The following is a 17,986-nucleotide window of genomic DNA, read 5'->3' on the forward strand; positions in this document are numbered from 1 at the left end:
TTACCGCGAACAGGTCAGTGCGCCACCGCCTTCTCGGCGCCCACGCCGGTGAGCGCGCGCACCTCCATTTCGGCCTCCCGGTCCGGATCGCCGGCCTTGCCGCCGAGGTAGGTGCCGATAATGCCGAGTACGAAAGCCAATGGGATGGAGACGATTCCGGGGTTCGACAGCGGGAACCAGTCGAACTTCGCATGCGGCAGCATGGCGGTGGCGTTGCCGGAGACGGCGGGGGAGAAGACGATGAGCACGATTGTCGAGATCAGGCCGCCGTACATGCTCCACAGCGCGCCGGTGGTGTTGAACCGCCGCCAGAACAGCGAGTACAGGATGGTCGGCAGGTTCGCCGATGCCGCGACCGCGAAGGCGAGCGCCACCAGGAAGGCGACATTCTGCCCGTTGGCCAGGATGCCGAGCGCGATGGCGAGCACGCCGATGATCACCGCGGTGATCCGGGATACCCGGACCTGTTCGCGCTCACCGGCATTGCCGCGCTTGACCACATTGGCGTAGATATCGTGCGCGAACGAGGTGGCCGCGGTGATGGTGAGCCCGGCGACGACGGCGAGGATGGTGGCGAACGCGACGGCGGAGATGATGCCGAGCAGTACGACGCCGCCCAGTTCGAAGGCGAGCAGCGGGGCCGCCGAGTTCTGGCCGCCCGCGGCGGCGAGGATGCGATCCGGGCCGACGATGGCCGCGGCGCCGTAGCCGAGCACGAGGGTGAACAGGTAGAACGCGCCGATCAGGCCGATGGCCCAAACCACCGAGCGCCGAGCCTCTTTCGCGGTGGGCACGGTGTAGAAGCGCATCAGCACATGCGGCAGGCCCGCGGTGCCGAGCACCAGGGCGATGCCGAGCGAGACGAAGTTCAGTTTCGAGGTGCCGTTGGCGCCGTACTGGGCGCCCGGCGCGAGCACGTCGCGGGCGGCCACGCCCTTGGTCTTCGCGCCGTGCACGGCGTCCTGGGCCGAGCCGAGGATGTCGGAGAAGTTGAAGCCGTACTTGGCCAGCACCAGCACCGTCATCAGGGCGGCGCCGGTGATCAGCAGCGCGGCCTTGATGATCTGCACCCACGTGGTGCCCTTCATGCCGCCGACCAGCACGTACACGATCATCAGCACGCCGACGACGGCGATGACGACGGCCTGCCCGGACTTGCTGGACACGTCGAGCAGCAGCGCGACCAGACCGCCCGCGCCCGCCATCTGCGCCAGCAGGTAGAACAGGCAGACGGCCAGGGTGCTGAAGGCGGCCGCGGTGCGCACCGGACCCTCTTTCAGCCGGAAGCTCAGCACGTCGGCCATGGTGAATTTGCCGGTGTTCCTGAGCATTTCGGCCACCAGCAGCAGGGCTACCAGCCAGGCGACGAGGAAGCCGATGGAGTAGAGGAAGCCGTCGTAGCCGTATACCGCGATCGCCCCGGCGATGCCGAGAAAGCTTGCGGCGGAAAGGTAATCGCCCGAGATGGCGATGCCGTTCTGCGGCCCGGAGAAGCCGCGCCCGCCGGTGAAGTAATCGGCGGCGCTGGCATTGCTGCGGCTGGCCCGGATCACCACCACCAGGGTGAGCGCGACGAACAGCGCGAAGATCGCGATATTCGCCACCGGATTGCCGACTTTGGTCGCGGCGGCGAGGTATTCGGTATGGCTCATGCCCGGCCCCCTTCGATTTCGGCGCGGATGGCCGCGGCTCGCGGATCGAGCTCCCGGTTCGCGAAACGGACGTAGAGCCCGGTGATGACGAAGGTGGAAACGAACTGCCCGAGGCCGAGCAGCAATCCGGCATTCACGTCGCCGAACACCTTGGTGGCCATGAAGTCGTGCGCGTACGCGCCGAGCAGCACGTAGCTCAGGTACCAGACCAGGAACAGCGCGGTCATCGGGAATACGAAGCGGCGCAGTCGATCGCGCAGCTGCTGGAATTCCGGGCTCGCCTGCACGGCGCGGAAATCCTCTGGTCGGGTCGGGGTGCCGCCGACATCGGTACTGGTCATGCTGAGTCCTAGCGTGTTACTTGGCTCTGTCCGGGCCGACGGTAACCAGCCTCCTATGAGGAATTGGTGATGTGGCGCGGGTCACTCCGCCGAAGGCGCCGGTTCTGCGGTGAACGGTCGGTGGGCGGCGACGAACGGTCGGTCCGAGATCACCGGGAGCGCAGGCCGCGTTCCCGGTCCGCGCCGAGGCCGAGCCGTTCCGGGGCGTGCATGCGCACGAAGACGCGGCGCACCGTGCGCGCGCCCTGTCGCCTGGTCACCAGGCTGACCAGCACCATTGTCGCGAAGGCGAGTGGAACGGTGATCGCGGCGGGATAGCCGAGCAGCGCGGCGGGCCAGCCGTCACCCACCTCGGAGGCGAAGCCGCCCGCCACCGACACCGCCGTCGCGCCGCCGGCCGTGAGCCCGCCCGCCGCCATTCCGGCCGCCGCACCCGCCGCGGTGAGCCCGCGCCACCAGATGCCGAGCACCAGTAGCGGACACAGCGTCGACGCGGCGACGGCGAAGGCCAGCCCGACCGTGCGGGACAGGTCGAGCGAGACGACGGTGACCGAAAGACCCAGCGGCACAACGCCCGCGGCGATGGCGGCCAGCCGGAAGTCGCGGATCCGGCCGCGCAGCACATCGGTGCTGAGCACGCCCGCGATGCTGACGAGCAGTCCGGACGAGGTGGACAGGAATGCGGCGATCGCGCCCGCCGCGACCAGCGCGGCGAGCAGTTGACCGGGCAGTCCGCCGAGCACCGAGCCCGGCAGCAGTACGACGGCGGCGTCGGAGGTGCCGGTGATGAGCAGTTGCGGCACATACAGTCTGGCGAATACGCCCAACAGGATCGGGAAGAGATAGAACAGCCCGACCAGCGAGATCACCGCGAGCGCGGTGGTGCGGGCCGCGCGCCCATCGGGATTGGTATAGAACCGCACCAGCACATGCGGCAGCCCCATCGTGCCGAGGAAGGTCGCGATGATCAGCGAATACACCTGGTACATAGGGTGTTTGCCGCCGAAGCCGTTGCCGGGGGCGAGCCAGCTCGCGCCGTCGGCCGGTGCGCCCGCGACCACCGGGACGGTCGCGCCCGCGTCCAGCGTGAGACGGGTGCCCGCCGCGAGCTCGTGCCGTCCGGGGGTGAGCAGTTCCGGCCCGTCGACGGCGCGGTGGTCGAGTGTTCCGGTGATCGAAACCGGTTGTGCCGCACCGACCCGCACGACCACGTCGGTGGTGACATCCACCGTGGTGCGCGCGGTGACCACGGGCGGCGCCGGCGCGCCGAGGTCGCGGTCGGCGGCCAGGAAATAGCCGAGCAGCACCAGTGCGGGCACCGCGACCGCGGTGAGCTTCAGCCAGTACTGGAACGCCTGCACCAGCGTGATCGAGCGCATGCCGCCGCCGGCCACATTGCCGATCACGATCGCGCCGACCGCGGCCGCGCCGACCCACTTCGGCAGGCCGAGCAGTATGTGCAGCGTCAAACCGGCGCCCTGGAACTGCGGAATCAGGTACACACCGCAGATCAGCACCACGACGACCGCCGCGACCCTGCGCAAACGCGTTGAGCCCAAGCGGAATTCGGTGAAATCGGGCACCGTGTACGCGCCGGACCTGCGCAGCGGGGCCGCGACGAACAGCAGCAGTCCGAGATAGCCCGCGGTGAAGCCGAGCGGATACCACAGCGCGTCGGCGCCGTATTTCGCGATCAGCCCGGCGACGCCGAGAAATGATGCGGCCGAAAGGTATTCACCCGAGATGGCGGCGGCGTTCCAGCGCGGACCGACGCTGCGCGACGCGACGAGGAAATCGGAGGTGGTGCGCGCCAACCGAACCCCGTACGCGCCGATCGCCACGGTGGCCAGCGCCGCGACCACCGATCCCGCGACGGTGAAGGCGGGCGCCGCGCTCATCTCAATCCTCGGCCAGCTCTAGGAAATCCTGCTCGTTGCGCTCGGCCAGCCGCACGTACAGGAGCCCGGCCAGCGCGAGCACCGGATAGGCCGCGAACCCGAGCGCCAACCACGGCAACCGAATCCCGAACAGCGCAACCGAACCGAGCCCGCCCAATGCGAAAACAACTGGCAGCGAGCACAGTACGAACACAATCAGCAGGCCGAGCCGTAGCGCGAGCCCGAGTTGCGCGCGAATCAGCCCGCTCAGCAACGCCTCGCCGATCTCGGTCTGCTCGGCGACCTCGGCCCTGGTCCGCACCCGCCGCGCGCCGCGCCGCTCGGCGAGCACCACCCGCTGCCGCGCCGGGCGCTGCTGCGGGCCGGTCACCGCTGCGTCCAGGTTTGCCGAGGTCCGTGCACCAGACGCTGTTTCAGCTCGCGCACCTGCCGCCTGCTCACCGGCAGCTCCACCGGCCCGGCCGAACCCTCGCCGCGCAGGCACACCACCGTCCCGGTGCCGACCGTGCGCAGCCCGGTGACCAACCGCAACGCGACCAGGTACGACCGGTGCACGCGCAGGAATCCCGCGTCCTGCCAGCGGGATTCCAAGGCGGACAGCGGGATCCGCACCAGATGTGAGCCTGCCGCGGTGTGCAGCCTGGCGTAGTCGCCGTCGGCCTCCACCCAGCCGACGCTGGACCGGTGCACCAGCGTGGTGACCCCGCCCAGTTCGACCGGGATCACCTCGTTCGAATCGGACTGCGATGCAACGACATTTGGCGGTAGGGCGGTGGCGATGCGGCGCACCGCCTCGGCCAATCGCCGCTCCCGCAATGGTTTCAGCAGGTAGTCGACCGCGCCGAGATCGAAGGCGGTCACCGCGTGGTCGTCGTGCGCGGTGACGAACACCACCGCGGGCGGATTCGCGAATTCGGACAGGATTCCGGCCAGCTCCATACCGTCGAGGCCCGGCATGTTGATATCGAGGAATACCGCGTCCACCGGATGCGCCCGGAGCAGTCGCAGCGCGCTGGTGGCATCGCCGGCCGCGTGGATCTCGCCGACGCCGGCCTGTGCGCGCAACAGGTAGACCAGCTCGTCCAGAGCGGGTTTCTCGTCGTCGACGGCCAGCACGCGCAGGCCCGATTTGCCGGTATCCACAGCCGGTTCATCGTACGGCGTCAGGCCCGAATACCCGCACGGAACTTGGGGACTCGCATACTCACCTTGGTGCCCGCGCCCGGCGCGGTCTCGACAACCAGCCCGTAATCGTTGCCGAATGCTGCGCGCAGCCGGTCGTCCACATTGGCCAGCCCGATATGCGCCGACTCCGCCGCGTCCAACGCGCCGGAGCGCAGCAGCTCCGGATCCATGCCCACGCCGTCGTCCTCGACGCTGATCAGGCAGTCGGTGCCGGCGTCGGTGGCGATGATGCTCACCGTCCCGCCGCGCGCCGCCCCCGCCAGCCCGTGCCGAACCGCGTTCTCCACCAACGGTTGCAGCGCGAGGAACGGCAAGACTACGCCGAGCACCTCCGGCGCGATCCGCAGCCGCACGTGCAGCGCATCGCCGAAACGGGCCTGCTCCAGCGCGAGATACCGTTCGATATTGCGCAATTCGTCGGCGAGCACGGTGAATTCGCCTGCCGCCCGGAAGGAATACCTGGTGAAATCGGCGAATTCGAGGATGAGCTCGCGGGCCCGGTCCGGATCGGTGCGCACGAACGAGGCGATGGTGTTCAGCGCGTTGTAGATGAAATGCGGGCTGATCTGTGCCCGCAGCGCCCGCACCTCGGCCCGGTCCAGCCTGGCTCGCGACGCGTCGAGTTCCGCTAATTCCAGCTGGCCGCAGGCGTATCGGGCCACCTCGGCCACCGCGCCCAGCCGGCCCGGACCCGGCCGCCCGGTGGTCACCACACCCAGAACACCTGATACGCCGCCATTTTCGATGAGCAGCGGTTGGGCTATCACGGTGCGGACGCGTTCGCCAGGCCCGGACACCAGCACCGGGCGGCCGCCGGCGATGGCCCGCGCGGCGGCGTCGGTGAAGTATTCGGTCAATTCCGCGTGCGGTCCGTCCCAGGCGAGCAGCGTCGCGTCCGGATCGGCGATGCCGAGCGCCTCGGCCCCGGTGAGCGCGCGCAGATGCGGTGCGGCCTGCCCGGCGGAATCCGCGGTGAGCCCGCGCCGCAGCGGCACCGCCGCCAGCGACGCGGTGTGCAGGGTGGCGTGCACCGCGCGCTCGGCCGGTGTCGTCACCACGCGCCGGGTCCGCCGCCACATGAACAGGGCGCCCGCCAACAGCGCCGCCGCCGCGGCCGCGGCGAGCGCGGTCGCCGTCATCGGCGGTCCAGCGGCGCGTGCATGGGTGGCATTATCGCGTGCTGCTGCCGATCGGCGTCGTCGACGTGAAAGTGGCGGCGCTGGACGATGATTGGTCGGCCCTGAAATTCCTGTGGCGCAAACGGAAATAGCCGACCGTCGCGACGCGCCGGTGATCTTCGCCACCGACACGCCGGGCACCTGTGCCACCGCCGCGCGCCTGGCGAAAGCAGTCGGTGCGGCCCCCTAGAATCGGTCCAGCCAACCCCCGTCGCGACCTTGGGAGGAAGGACAGTCTTGGCAGCCTCGTCCGGATCGTTCGTTCACCTGCACAACCACACCGAGTACTCGATGCTCGACGGCGCTGCGAAGATCACGCCCCTGTTCAAGGAGGCGAATCGGCTCGGCATGACCGCCGTCGGCATGACCGACCACGGCAATATGTACGGCGCGTCGGAGTTCTACAACTCGGCCAAGAAGCAGGGCATCAAACCGATCATCGGCATCGAGGCCTACATCGCGCCGGAATCCCGCTTCAACACCAAACGCGTCCTGTGGGGCGATCCGAGCCAGAAGGGTGACGACGTCTCGGGTTCGGGCGCCTACACCCATATGACGATGGTCGCCGAGACCGCGACCGGACTGCGCAACCTGTTCAAGCTGTCGAGCCTGGCCTCCATCGAGGGTCAGCTCGGCAAGTGGGCCCGCATGGACGAGGAGATCATCGCCCAATACGCCGAGGGCATCATCGCGACGACGGGCTGCCCATCGGGTGAGGTGCAGACCCGCCTGCGGCTGGGGCACGAGCGTGAGGCGCTGGAGGCCGCGGCCAAGTGGCAGGAGATCTTCGGCAAGGAGAACTTCTTCCTCGAGGTGATGGATCACGGGCTGTCCATCGAGCGCCGGGTGCGCGAGGGGCTGCTGGAGATCGGCCGCAAACTCGATATTCCGGCGTTGGCCACCAACGACTGTCACTACGTGCACGAATCCGAGGCGGCGAACCACGAGGCGCTGCTGTGCGTGCAGACCGGCAAGACGCTGTCCGATCCCACCCGCTTCAAATTCGACGGCTCCGGCTACTACCTGAAGTCCGCCGAGGAGATGCGGGCGATCTGGGATGCGGAGGTGCCGGGCGCCTGCGACAACACGGTGCGCATCGGCGAGCGGGTGCAGTCCTACGACGATGTGTGGAAGCACCACGACCGGATGCCGATCTTCCCGGTGCCGGAGGGCGAGACGCAGGCCACCTGGCTGCGCAAGGAGGTTTTGCGCGGGCTGGACCGGCGGTTCCCGGACGGCCCGCCGCGCGAATACCTGGATCGCGCCGACTACGAGCTCGGCGTCATCATCGAAATGGGTTTTCCCGCCTACTTCCTCGTGGTCGGTGACCTGATCAGCCATGCGCGCGAGGTCGGCATCAGCGTCGGACCCGGTCGCGGTTCGGCGGCCGGTTCGCTGGTCGCCTACGCCATGGGCATCACCAATATCGACCCGATTCCGCACGGCCTGCTGTTCGAGCGATTCCTGAACCCGGAACGCGTCTCGATGCCCGATATCGATATCGACTTCGACGATCGCCGCCGCGGTGAGATGGTCCGCTACGCCACCGAGAAGTGGGGCAGCGACCGAGTGGCCCAGGTGATCACCTTCGGCACCATTAAAACCAAGGCGGCGCTGAAGGATTCGGCGCGCGTCCAGTTCGGCCAGCCGGGTTTCGCGATCGCCGACCAGATTTCCAAGGCGCTGCCGCCGCCGATCATGGCCAAGGACATTCCGCTCTCGGGCATCATGGATCCCGAGCACGAGCGGTACAAGGAGGCCGCCGAGGTCCGCGAGCTCATCAATACGAACCCGGACGTCAACAAGATCTACGAGACCGCGCGCGGACTGGAGGGCCTGATTCGCAACGCCGGTGTGCACGCCTGCGCGGTGATCATGTCCTCCGAACCGCTGATGGACGCGATCCCGGTGTGGAAGCGGGCGCAGGACGGCGCGATCATCACCGGCTGGGACTACCCGTCGTGTGAGGCCATCGGCCTGTTGAAGATGGACTTCCTCGGCCTGCGCAACCTCACCGTCATCGGTGACGCGCTGGTCAACATCAAGGCGAACCGCGGCATCGATCTGGACCTGGACCACCTGCCGCTGGACGATAAGCCGACCTACGAATTGCTTTCCCGCGGTGACACTCTCGGCGTCTTCCAGCTCGACGGTGGCGCCATGCGCGATCTGCTGCGGCGCATGCAGCCCACCGGCTTCGAGGATATCGTCGCCGTGCTCGCGCTGTACCGCCCCGGTCCGATGGGCATGAACGCGCACAACGACTACGCCGACCGCAAGAACGGGCGGCAAGAGGTCAAGCCGATCCATCCGGAGCTCGAGGTACCGCTGAAGGAGATCCTGGCCGACACCTTCGGCTTGATCGTGTACCAGGAGCAGATCATGCAGATCGCGCAGAAGGTGGCCGGGTACTCGCTCGGTCGAGCCGATATTCTGCGCCGCGCCATGGGTAAGAAGAAGGCCGAGGTCCTGGAGGCCGAATTCGAGGGCTTCGAGAAGGGCATGCTGGAGAACGGTTTCTCCAAGCCCGCGATCAAGGCGCTGTGGGACACGATTCTCCCGTTCGCCGGTTACGCGTTCAACAAATCGCATGCCGCCGGCTACGGTCTGGTGTCGTTCTGGACCGCCTACCTCAAGGCCAACTATCCGGCCGAATATATGGCGGGCCTGCTCACCTCGGTCGGTGACGACAAGGACAAGGCCGCACAGTATCTGGCCGACTGCCGCCGCCTCGGCATCACCGTGCTGCCGCCGGACGTCAACGAATCCGAGCAGAACTTCGCCTCGGTGGGCGACGACATCCGGTTCGGGCTCGGCGCGGTGCGCAATGTCGGCGCGAACGTGGTGTCCTCGATCATCGCCGCGCGCAAGGAGAAATCGAAGTTCACCGACTTCTCCGACTATCTGAACAAGATCGACGCGCTGGCCTGCTCCAAGAAGGTCACCGAATCCCTCATCAAGGCAGGCGGATTCGATTCGCTCGGGCATCCCCGCAAGGGGCTGATGCTGGTGCACTCCGACGCCATCGATGCGGTGATGTCCACCAAGAAGGCCGAGGCGATGGGTCAGTTCGACCTGTTCGGCGGGTTGGACGACGCCGACGACTCGATCACCTCGGTGTTCAACGTCAAGGTGCCCGATGACGAGTGGGAGGCCAAGCACAAGCTGGCGCTGGAACGGGAGATGCTGGGCCTGTACGTATCCGGGCATCCGCTCAACGGTGTCGAACACGTACTCGCGGCGCAGTCCGACACCCAGATCCCGGCCATCCTGGAAGGCGATATCAAGGACGGCACCCAGGTGACCGTCGGCGGCATCCTCGCCGCGGTGAACCGGCGCATCAACAAGAACGGATTGGCTTGGGCGTCGGCGCAATTGGAGGATCTGTCCGGCGGTATCGAGGTGCTGTTCTTCCCGCAGGCCTATTCGGTGTACGGCATGGACGTGGTCGAGGATGCGGTGGTGCTGGTGAAGGCGCGCGTCTCGGTGCGCGACGACCGCATCTCGCTGATCGCCAACGACCTTGCGGTGCCGGATCTTTCGGCCATCGGCGTGGCCAAGCCGCTGGCCGTCACCATGCCGACCCGCATGTGCACCCCCGACAAGGTGAGCGCCCTCAAACGCGTCCTGACCAGCCACCCGGGCACCTCCGACGTGCACCTGCGCCTCGTCGGCGCCGGTGAGAAGACCCACCTGCTGAAACTCGATGACCGCCTGCGCGTTTCGCCGTCCTCCGCCCTGATGGGCGACCTCAAGGCGCTGCTCGGCCCCGGCTGCCTGGCCAGCTAGCCGCGATTCGGCAACGGCCCCCCCATCCATGGATGGGGGGCCGTTGTGGCACAGGGCGATCTAGTTGGCGAGAGCGGGTTCCGGGGCCGCCGGGGCCGAATTCCGGTGCAGCGCTTGGCTCCACCTGAGGGTGCCGATCGCGGCGATGCCGAGGACCACACCGATCCAGGCGGTGGCGGGGTAGCCGAGGCCCGCGCCGATGGCCAGTCCGCCGAGCCAGGGGCCGACGGTGATGCCGACGTTGAACGCGGAGGTGTTGAAGGCGGTGCCCAGGGTCGGTCCGTCGGCGGCCAGCGCGAAGATGCGGCTGTTCAGGGTCGGGTTGACGCCGAAACCGAAGGCGCCCAGCAGGAATGCCGCCAGCACGGCGGTCACGGCGTACTGCCCGGTGAGCGCGAGCAGCACCGAAGTGCCGATCAGGCCGGCGAATCCGAGGTAGAGGGTGCGGACGGGATGTGTGTCCGCGGTTCGCCCGCCGATGGCGATGCCGAGCACCGCGCCGACACCGTAGATCGTGAGCACCACGGGTACCCAACCGGCGGCGAGCCCCGTCGTCTCGGTGAGCAGCGCGCCGAGATAGGTGAAGGTGACCATCAGGCTCGCGATCTGCAGCGCGGTGGTTCCGTAGTGCAGCCACACCCGCGGATTCACCAAGCTACGCAATTCCCTGCGCAGATCCGGGATTTCGGCGGCGCGGGCGGCCGGGATCCTGGCCAGCACACCCAGCATGGCCAGCGCGGACAGCGCGGCGACGGCCCAGAACGCGGCGCGCCAACCCCAGTGCTGGCCGATGACCGTACCCGCGGGCAATCCGATGATGGTGGCGACCGTCAGCCCGCCCGCCACAATGCCCATGGCCCGTCCGCGCTTGTTCGGCGGCGTCAGGCTGATGGCCGTGGCGGCGCCTACCGCCCAGAACCCGGCATAGACGAAGGCGGCGATCACCCTGGTACCGAACAGCACCCAGTAACTGGAGGTCAGCGCGCCGATGACATGGGCGATGACGAATACCGCGAGAAATCCCAGCAGTGCGGTGCGGCGCGACAGCCGCAGCGTCGTCGCGGCGAGGACCGGCGCGCCGACCAGCATGCCCAGCGCGAACGCCGAGACCAGCAGTCCGGCCTGTGGTACGGAAACGCCCAGGTCGCTTGACATTTCGGTGAGGATCCCGGCGAGCATGAGCTCGGATGTGCCCTGGGCGAAGATGGCCAGGCCCAGGACGTAGACGGCGACGGGCATCGAATACCTCTCTATTTTGGACAGATTGGTTCAAAATGAACCGATGGGAAAGCGGCGGCGCTGCCGCATCTCGTCAGGGAGTGATCAGAGGCACCGCAGTGCGGTATCGGCGATGGCGGCCAACGTCTTTCGATCGGCGCCACCGCGCGCGGCGACCCGCAGGCCGCTGATCGTCGCGATCACGAAGTGCGCGAGATCCCTTGCGGGCCTGCTTTTGTCGATTTCACCGAGGCGCTGGCCCGCGGTGATCGCCGCGGTGAGCGCGGTGAGCCTGCGCTCGTGGTCGTCGCGCAGCGCGGCGGCGATATCGTCGTCGCGCGGGCCGAGTTCGACGATGGAATTGACAACGAAGCAGCCCATCGGATCGTCTTCCGGCGCCTCGACGGCCCAGTGCAGGATGGTCCGGATTTTGTCCTTGGCCGGTTCGGGGCCGTCGAGCAGTTCGAAGGTTCTCGCGTTCTTGCTGTCCATATACCGGCGCAGCGCCCGCGTGAACAGCTCGTGCTTGCTGACGAAGGTGTTGTAGATGCTGCTGCGGCCCAATCCGGTCGCGGCGCAGAGATCCTGCGTCGAGGTGCCCTCGTAACCCGCGGTCCAGAACGCGCGCATCGCCGCATCGACCGCTCGGTCCTCGTCGAATGCCTTCGGGCGTGCCATGGGTGACACGCTAACACGTTTTGGATTGATCAGTCCAAAAATGCTAATTCGCGACCGCGACACCCTGGGTCTGCGCGCCGAAGACGCGCGGCGAGCCCTCGCCGTAGAACTGCTCGACCTCGCGCAATTCGAATCCGGCCGCCTCGATCATCACGCGGATCCGACGATTGAGGTGGCAGCCGCCCGCGATCGTCTTCTGCACCGGGTTCAGCCGGTTCTGCCAGACCTGCACCGAATGATCCGGCGCCAGGCCGTGCTCGATGAAATGCAGCGTGCCGCCGGGCTTCAGCACCCGCCGGACCTCGGCGAGCGCGGCCCCGGCATCCGGGATGGTGCACAGGGTCCAGGTGGACAGCGCGCAGTCGAAACTGTTATCCGGAAACGGCAGTCGCTGTCCGTCCAGGCCGGACCGCTCGACCGGAACGCGTGACGCCGCGACGCGCTCGGCCGCGAGCCGCCAGCCCAGATCGGCCGGTTCCACCGCGCTCACCGATTCGACGGCGGCCGGGTAGAACGGGACGTTGAGTCCGGAGCCGAAGCCGATCTCGACCACCTTGCCGTGCAGACCGGCGCAGACCTGCGCGCGCAGCGGTTCGTGATATTTCGCCCCGCAGCACAGTTCGACGAGGCGGGGGACAACATGGTCGTCGTAGAGGCCCATGCCGTCCACTGTGACATGCTGGCCCGGTGACTGTCTTCGAGGTTTGGGCGCCGCGGGCGGACCGGGTCCGGATCGAACTCGACGGTGTCGTCCATCCGATGACATGTCACGGCGAGTGGTGGCGGGCCGAACTCCCGGCCGCGCCCGGCGCCCGCTACGGCTATCTGCTCGACGACGATCCGGCCGTGCTGCCCGATCCGCGCTCGCCCCGGCAACCCGACGGCGTACACGGCCGGTCCGCGGTGCACGCGCTCGATCCGGCGGGCTGGACCGACGCCGGGTGGACCGGGCGCCCGCTGGCCGGATCGGTCTACTACGAGCTGCACATCGGAACCTTCACGCGGGCGGGCACTTTCGACGCGGCCGTGGAAAAGCTGGACCATCTCGTCGAATTGGGCGTGACGACGGTCGAACTCATGCCGGTGAACGCGTTCAACGGCGCATGGAACTGGGGTTACGACGGCGTGCTCTGGTACGCGGTGCACGAGGCGTACGGCGGTCCGGATGGCCTGCAGCGCTTCGTGAATGCCTGCCACGCGAAGGGTTTGGCGGTGGCGCTGGACGTGGTCTACAACCACCTCGGGCCGTCCGGGAACTACCTGCCCCGCTTCGGGCCCTACCTCAGCGATGGCCGGAATACCTGGGGGCAGAGCGTCAACCTCGACGGGCCGGGTTCGGATACCGTGCGCCGCTTCATCATCGACAACGCGCTGCGCTGGTTCCGCGACTTCCACGTGGACGCGCTGCGGCTCGACGCCGTGCACGCACTCGCCGACCACCGCGCCATCCACCTGCTCGAACAGCTGTCCACCGAAACCGACCGGCTGGCAGCGCAACTCGGCCGCCCGCTGACCTTGATCGCGGAGAGCGACCTGAACGATCCGCGGCTGATCACCCCGCGCGCCGCGGGCGGCTACGGCCTGGCCGGACAGTGGAACGACGATATGCACCACGCCGTGCACACCGCCGTCTCCGGTGAAAGGCAGGGCTACTATGCCGATTTCGGCTCGCTGGACTGCCTGGCCACCACGCTGACGCGCGGATATTTCCATGCCGCAACGTATTCCAGTTTCCGCGGGCGCATCCATGGACGGCCGTTGAACACCAGCGCGATACCCGGCAGCGCCCTGCTGGCCTACACGTGCAATCACGACCAGATCGGCAACCGGGCACAGGGTGATCGTCCCAGCGCCTACCTCACCGACGGTCAGCTGGCGGTCAAGGCGGCGCTGGTGCTGCTGTCGCCGTATACGCCGATGCTGTTCATGGGGGAGGAGTGGGGTGCGCGAACGCCGTTCCAGTTCTTCACCGCGCATCCGGAACCCGAATTGGCCGCCGCGGTCGCCGAGGGGCGCAGGGCCGAATTCGCCGAACACGGTTGGCCGCCGGGCGATGTGCCGGATCCGCAGGACCCGGCGACCTTTCGGCGATCGAAACTGGTGTGGTCCGAACCGGCCGATCCGCGCGGCGCGCGGCTGCTCGCCTGCTATCGCGCGCTGATCGCATTGCGGCGCAACAGGTTCGAGATCACCGATCCGTGGCTGCCCGATGTCCGCGTCGAATACGACGATGCCGCGCGCTGGGTGGTGCTGTATCGCGGGCCGCTGCGATTGGTCTGCAATCTGTCGGCCGAATCGGTGGTCGTGCCGGTGGCCGGCCGCGTCCTGCTCGCCTGGGATTCGGTCGTTACCGAATCAGACAGTGAGGTCAAGCTGGCTGGGCATAGTTTCGCGGTGCTGGACACCGGCGAGCTTCCGATCGGCTAACGGCGTACCGCACTGTCGGTAATATGAAGCGGTGCAATATATCTCGGTCGGATAACGTTGTATTATCAACTGTCCGGGACAGGTTCATTGCCCGATCTCGCGTCCGCGATTACCGTGGAGAGATGAGCAATGACGCTGTGCCAGGGGTCGGCGGGTACGCCGCCGCCGAATTCGCCCCGCTGGTCCGCGCTTTCGCACGGGCCTTCGGTCATCGCCGCGGTGCGGGCGGCGCGCTGGCCGTGCACCGGCACGGGGTGCCGCTCGTGCATATCTGGACCGGTAGCGCGGGCGCCGGGCCGTGGACCGCCGACACGGGGGCCATCATCTTCTCCGCGACGAAGGGCGTCACCGCGACCGTCATCCACCGGCTGGCCGACCGCGGGCTGCTCGACTACGCCGCACCGGTGGCCGAGTACTGGCCGGAGTTCGCGGCCAACGGTAAGGCGCGAATCACGGTGCGGCAGATCATGACCCACAGTGCCGGGCTCGGCTCGGTCGGCGCGCTGGCGACGAGCGCGGCCGAGGTGCTCGACCACCGGCTCATGGAGGAGCGCCTGGCCGCCGCGAAACCGGATCGCCTGCTCGGCACGCCGTCCTATCACGCGCTCACCTACGGCTGGCTGCTCGCGGGCCTGGCCCGCGCCATCACCGGGCGAGGCATGGCCGAACTCTTTCGCACCGAGATCGCCGAACCGCTCGGCACAGACGGCATCCACCTCGGCCGTCCGCCCGCCGCCTCCGCCACCACCTATGCCCCGCTGGCCGGAACGCAGCTGAGCTCGATCCGGAATCCGCTGGTCGCGCAGGTGCTCGGCCGGACGCACCTGGTGCCCGGCGCGGCGGGCGCGGCCACCAGGGCGCTGTTCCTACCCGGCCTGGAGGCGATCCTGGAGAGCGCCGAACCGGCGATCCTGGACACCGAACTCGGCGCGGGCAACGGCGTCTGCACCGCGGACGGTCTGGCCACCATGTACGGCGCGGTCGCGACCGGTATGTACGAGGGCAGGCAGTACCTGAGCCCGGCGACGCTGCGGGCGATCGGCAAGGTCGAGACCTATCGCCTCGACCGGGCGCTGTTCTACACGCCGATGATGTGGCGTCTCGGCTACCACTCGTTGCCGATTCCGGGCGCCCGCACCGGATTCGGGCATGTCGGCCTCGGCGGATCGTTCGGCTGGGCCGACCCGCGGCTCGGTCTGTCGGTCGGATTCGTGCACAACCGGCTCTCGGTCGGGCTGCTGCCGTTGGATATGTCCGCGGCCGCGTGGATCCTGCCGCTCGCGGTGCGCGGGTTGCGCAGCGCGCGCCGGGCCGAGGCCACCGAGGCGCGCCGCGCGGCCTGACTCAGGTCAGGTAGCGGTACGCGGGCGAGCCCGGCTCCAACCGTTCGCACTGGATCGGGGACGCGTCGATCCGTTGCAGCAGCGCGGCGAGCCCGTCCGGGGCGCCGAGTTCGATACCCACCAGCGCCGCACCGGTTTCCCGGTTGTTGCGCTTGACGTACTCGAACATGGTGATGTCGTCGTCCGGGCCCAGCACCTCGTCCAGGAAGCGCCGCAGCGCGCCCGGCTCCTGCGGGAAGTCGACCAGGAAATAGTGCTTGAGCCCCTTGTGTACCAGCGAGCGCTCGATGATCTCGCCGTAGCGGGACACGTCGTTATTGCCGCCGGAAACCAGGCACACCACCGTCGAACCGGGTTCGACCCGGATCTCCGCGAGCGCGGCGGTGGCCAGCGCGCCCGCCGGTTCGGCGATGATGCCCTCGTTCTGGTAGAGCTCGAGCATGGTGGTGCAGATGGCGCCCTCGTCCACCTGCATCATTCGGAAAGCGCCTGCGCCGCTGGGTGATTCGGTGGCGGTGAGCAGCGGCAGCGAGGCGTGCGAGACCACTCGGCCGCCGAAGCGGGACACCGCGGCGTAGGGCACCGCGCCGATCCGGCGCACCGCGGCGCCGTCGACGAACGGATCGATCTCCGGCAGCGTCACCGGGCCGCCCGCGACCAGCGCCGCCGTCATCGAGGCCGCGCCGGCCGGCTCGACGCCGAGAATGCCGGTGTGCGGGGCCCTTTCGCGCAGATAGGTGCCGATGCCCGCGAGGCAGCCGCCACCGCCGACCGGGACGACCACCAGATCCGGTGCGGCGCCGAGCTGTTCCAGGATTTCGGCGGCGATGGTGCCCTGGCCCGCGGCGGTGCGGACATCGTCGAACGGCGGCACCATGGTGGCCCCGGTGCGCTCGACATCGGCGGCCGCCGCGGCCGCCGCGGCATCGTAGGTTTCGCCGACCGCGATGAGCTCGACGAATTCACCGCCGTGCACCCGGATGCGGTCGCGCTTCTGCTTGGGTGTCGTGGCCGGGACGTAGATGCGGCCCTTGATCCGCATCGCGTGGCAGGCGAAGGCGACGCCCTGCGCGTGATTGCCCGCGCTGGCCGTCACCACGCCCGCGGCCCGTTCCTGCTCGGTGAGCTGGACCACCAGGTTGTACGCGCCGCGCAGCTTGTAGGAGCGGACTACGCCGAGATCCTCGCGTTTGAGATAGATTTCGGCGCCGGTCAGCTTCGAGAGCCGGTCGCTGCGCTGTAGCGGGGTCGGCTCGATAATGTCGGCGATTCGCTTGGCGGCAGCATCGATCTCGTCCGCGCTCAGCGCGGGACGGGATGTGGACAGTGCGTCGAGGAGATCAAGCGGATCGGACACCCGAAATATGCTGCCACCCGCCGCGCGGCCGGGGCGCGGCGGGTGGGCCGGTCAGCGCGGGGTGAGTACGAAAACCGGGATCTGGCGATCGGTCTTCGTCTGGTAGTTCGCGTAGTCGGGCCAGGCCTCGACGGCGCGCTCCCACCACAGCGCCTTCTCCTCGCCGAATACCTCGCGGGCGGTGTAATCCCTGGTCACCGCGCCGTCCTGGAGTTCGACGTGCGGTTCTTTCTTGATGTTGTAGTACCAGACCGGATTCTTCGGTGCGCCGCCGAGCGAGGCGACGACGGCGTATTCGCCGCCGTGTTCCACCCGCATGAGCGCGGTCTTGCGCAATTTGCCGGTCTTCGCGCCGACCGTGGTCAGCACGATCACCGGCTTGCCCTCGTGTGTCCCGCCCTCCGCGCCGCCGGAGTTCTCGATGGCCTCCGCCTGCTCACGGGCCCAATCCGACGGCGACGGTGCGTACTCTCCTTTAAGTGGCATGGACGCCGTAACGTTGCCGGAATCACAGATATTCCCGGCAAAGTTGGGTGGACCGAACTTTTCCGTCCGCATATCCTCTATTGATGGCAGTGGTTCACCCAGAAACGGTTGACATCGCGGGCACCGCGTGGCCGACATACAAGCTCGAGGCATTGGCCGCGGGCGTGGTGAGCTGCCTTGTTCTCGCGCTGATCACCGGGTCGATGGAGATAGCGGTGCTGGCCGCGGCCGGGGTCGCCGCAGTGCGGTGGATTGTCGGGGCGGTGGCGCGGCGTCGTTAGGGCGTTGGGCTTTCGGGGGATCGGCGGGGTGGGTCGGTGGTAGGTGAAATGAGGCTGCCGCACCCCGTCTTCGAACCGTGCATTGGGTGTACGGGGTGTCCACTTTCGAGCCGGGGTGCGGCGTTATCGACCAACCGGTAGCGGCGGATGCGT

General features: G+C 68.1%; 15 protein-coding genes. 4 read left to right on the plus strand and 11 right to left on the minus strand.

The annotated features are described in order from the left end of the window. Positions 1 to 14 precede the first annotated feature (14 nt). The 6 genes from F5544_RS15685 to F5544_RS15710 form a co-directional block, all read right to left on the minus strand. The gene (locus F5544_RS15685) at positions 15 to 1,652 is read right to left on the minus strand and encodes a solute symporter family protein (protein ID WP_167473878.1); all 1,638 of its coding nucleotides are present in this window, start codon (positions 1,650 to 1,652) and stop codon (positions 15 to 17) included. After that, positions 1,649 to 1,993: a DUF485 domain-containing protein gene (locus tag F5544_RS15690; protein ID WP_167473879.1), complete on the minus strand. Its 345-nt coding sequence runs from the start codon at positions 1,991 to 1,993 to the stop codon at positions 1,649 to 1,651. The genes F5544_RS15685 and F5544_RS15690 overlap by 4 nt, the downstream gene beginning before the upstream one ends. A gap of 149 nt (positions 1,994 to 2,142) precedes the next feature. Next, positions 2,143 to 3,891 carry a cation acetate symporter gene (locus F5544_RS15695; RefSeq protein WP_167473880.1) on the minus strand — a complete coding sequence of 583 codons (1,749 nt, stop codon included), beginning with the start codon at positions 3,889 to 3,891 and terminating at the stop codon, positions 2,143 to 2,145. 1 nt (position 3,892) lies between these two features. Next, on the minus strand, positions 3,893 to 4,261 hold the full coding sequence (locus F5544_RS15700; protein ID WP_238847261.1) for a hypothetical protein: 369 nt from the start codon (positions 4,259 to 4,261) through the stop codon (positions 3,893 to 3,895). After that, positions 4,258 to 5,034, minus strand: coding sequence for a LytR/AlgR family response regulator transcription factor (locus F5544_RS15705; protein WP_167473881.1), 777 nt, complete (start codon positions 5,032 to 5,034; stop codon positions 4,258 to 4,260). The genes F5544_RS15700 and F5544_RS15705 overlap by 4 nt, the downstream gene beginning before the upstream one ends. 20 nt (positions 5,035 to 5,054) lie before the next feature. Then, on the minus strand, positions 5,055 to 6,215 hold the full coding sequence (locus F5544_RS15710; protein WP_167473882.1) for a sensor histidine kinase: 1,161 nt from the start codon (positions 6,213 to 6,215) through the stop codon (positions 5,055 to 5,057). Positions 6,216 to 6,491: 276 nt separating this feature from the next. Here F5544_RS15710 and dnaE point away from each other — a divergent pair, with 276 nt between their 5' ends. Further along, a complete protein-coding gene (gene dnaE, locus F5544_RS15720; protein ID WP_167473883.1) occupies positions 6,492 to 10,043 on the plus strand; it encodes a DNA polymerase III subunit alpha in 3,552 nt (1,183 codons plus the stop codon). 60 nt (positions 10,044 to 10,103) lie between these two features. Here dnaE and F5544_RS15725 read toward each other — a convergent pair whose 3' ends face one another. The 3 genes from F5544_RS15725 to F5544_RS15735 all read right to left on the minus strand — a co-directional run bounded on the left by F5544_RS15725 (position 10,104) and on the right by F5544_RS15735 (position 12,600). Then, positions 10,104 to 11,282: a Cmx/CmrA family chloramphenicol efflux MFS transporter gene (locus F5544_RS15725; RefSeq protein WP_167473884.1), complete on the minus strand. Its 1,179-nt coding sequence runs from the start codon at positions 11,280 to 11,282 to the stop codon at positions 10,104 to 10,106. A gap of 84 nt (positions 11,283 to 11,366) precedes the next feature. Then, positions 11,367 to 11,939, minus strand: coding sequence for a TetR/AcrR family transcriptional regulator (locus F5544_RS15730; RefSeq protein ID WP_167473885.1), 573 nt, complete (start codon positions 11,937 to 11,939; stop codon positions 11,367 to 11,369). Positions 11,940 to 11,982: 43 nt separating this feature from the next. Then, positions 11,983 to 12,600: a class I SAM-dependent methyltransferase gene (locus F5544_RS15735; RefSeq protein ID WP_167479230.1), complete on the minus strand. Its 618-nt coding sequence runs from the start codon at positions 12,598 to 12,600 to the stop codon at positions 11,983 to 11,985. Between the two features lie 26 nt (positions 12,601 to 12,626). Here F5544_RS15735 and treZ point away from each other — a divergent pair, with 26 nt between their 5' ends. Both treZ and F5544_RS15745 read left to right on the plus strand, forming a co-directional pair. After that, complete coding sequence (gene treZ / locus F5544_RS15740; RefSeq protein ID WP_167473886.1) at positions 12,627 to 14,366, plus strand: malto-oligosyltrehalose trehalohydrolase; 1,740 nt, start codon at positions 12,627 to 12,629, stop codon at positions 14,364 to 14,366. A gap of 122 nt (positions 14,367 to 14,488) precedes the next feature. Further along, positions 14,489 to 15,709: a serine hydrolase domain-containing protein gene (locus F5544_RS15745; RefSeq protein WP_167473887.1), complete on the plus strand. Its 1,221-nt coding sequence runs from the start codon at positions 14,489 to 14,491 to the stop codon at positions 15,707 to 15,709. A 1-nt stretch (position 15,710) separates the two neighbouring features. Here the strand turns inward: F5544_RS15745 and ilvA are convergent, their stop codons facing one another. After that, a complete protein-coding gene (ilvA, locus tag F5544_RS15750) occupies positions 15,711 to 17,066 on the minus strand; it encodes a threonine ammonia-lyase IlvA (RefSeq protein ID WP_167473888.1) in 1,356 nt (451 codons plus the stop codon). Positions 17,067 to 17,117: 51 nt separating this feature from the next. Further along, positions 17,118 to 17,552 (minus strand): nitroreductase family deazaflavin-dependent oxidoreductase, encoded by a 435-nt coding sequence (locus tag F5544_RS15755; RefSeq protein WP_167473889.1) that lies wholly within the window; start codon positions 17,550 to 17,552, stop codon positions 17,118 to 17,120. A gap of 83 nt (positions 17,553 to 17,635) precedes the next feature. Between F5544_RS15755 and F5544_RS15760 the strand changes: the two genes are divergently transcribed. After that, positions 17,636 to 17,833: a hypothetical protein gene (locus F5544_RS15760; protein WP_167473890.1), complete on the plus strand. Its 198-nt coding sequence runs from the start codon at positions 17,636 to 17,638 to the stop codon at positions 17,831 to 17,833. Positions 17,834 to 17,986 lie beyond the last annotated feature (153 nt).

Origin of the sequence: Nocardia arthritidis (assembly GCF_011801145.1) — a bacterium.
GTDB classification, from domain to species: Bacteria; Actinomycetota; Actinomycetes; order Mycobacteriales; family Mycobacteriaceae; genus Nocardia; species Nocardia arthritidis_A.

Coding starts and splice junctions, on each gene's coding strand:
- F5544_RS15710 (WP_167473882.1), bottom strand. CDS start 6,215: ATGACGGCGACCGCGCTCGCCGCGGCCGCGGCGGCGGCGCTGTTGGCG.
- F5544_RS15730 (WP_167473885.1), bottom strand. CDS start 11,939: ATGGCACGCCCGAAGGCATTCGACGAGGACCGAGCGGTCGATGCGGCG.
- F5544_RS15760 (WP_167473890.1), top strand. CDS start 17,636: ATGGCAGTGGTTCACCCAGAAACGGTTGACATCGCGGGCACCGCGTGG.
- F5544_RS15685 (WP_167473878.1), bottom strand. CDS start 1,652: ATGAGCCATACCGAATACCTCGCCGCCGCGACCAAAGTCGGCAATCCG.
- F5544_RS15745 (WP_167473887.1), top strand. CDS start 14,489: ATGAGCAATGACGCTGTGCCAGGGGTCGGCGGGTACGCCGCCGCCGAA.
- F5544_RS15735 (WP_167479230.1), bottom strand. CDS start 12,600: ATGGGCCTCTACGACGACCATGTTGTCCCCCGCCTCGTCGAACTGTGC.
- F5544_RS15755 (WP_167473889.1), bottom strand. CDS start 17,552: ATGCCACTTAAAGGAGAGTACGCACCGTCGCCGTCGGATTGGGCCCGT.
- F5544_RS15725 (WP_167473884.1), bottom strand. CDS start 11,282: ATGCCCGTCGCCGTCTACGTCCTGGGCCTGGCCATCTTCGCCCAGGGC.
- F5544_RS15695 (WP_167473880.1), bottom strand. CDS start 3,891: ATGAGCGCGGCGCCCGCCTTCACCGTCGCGGGATCGGTGGTCGCGGCG.
- F5544_RS15690 (WP_167473879.1), bottom strand. CDS start 1,993: ATGACCAGTACCGATGTCGGCGGCACCCCGACCCGACCAGAGGATTTC.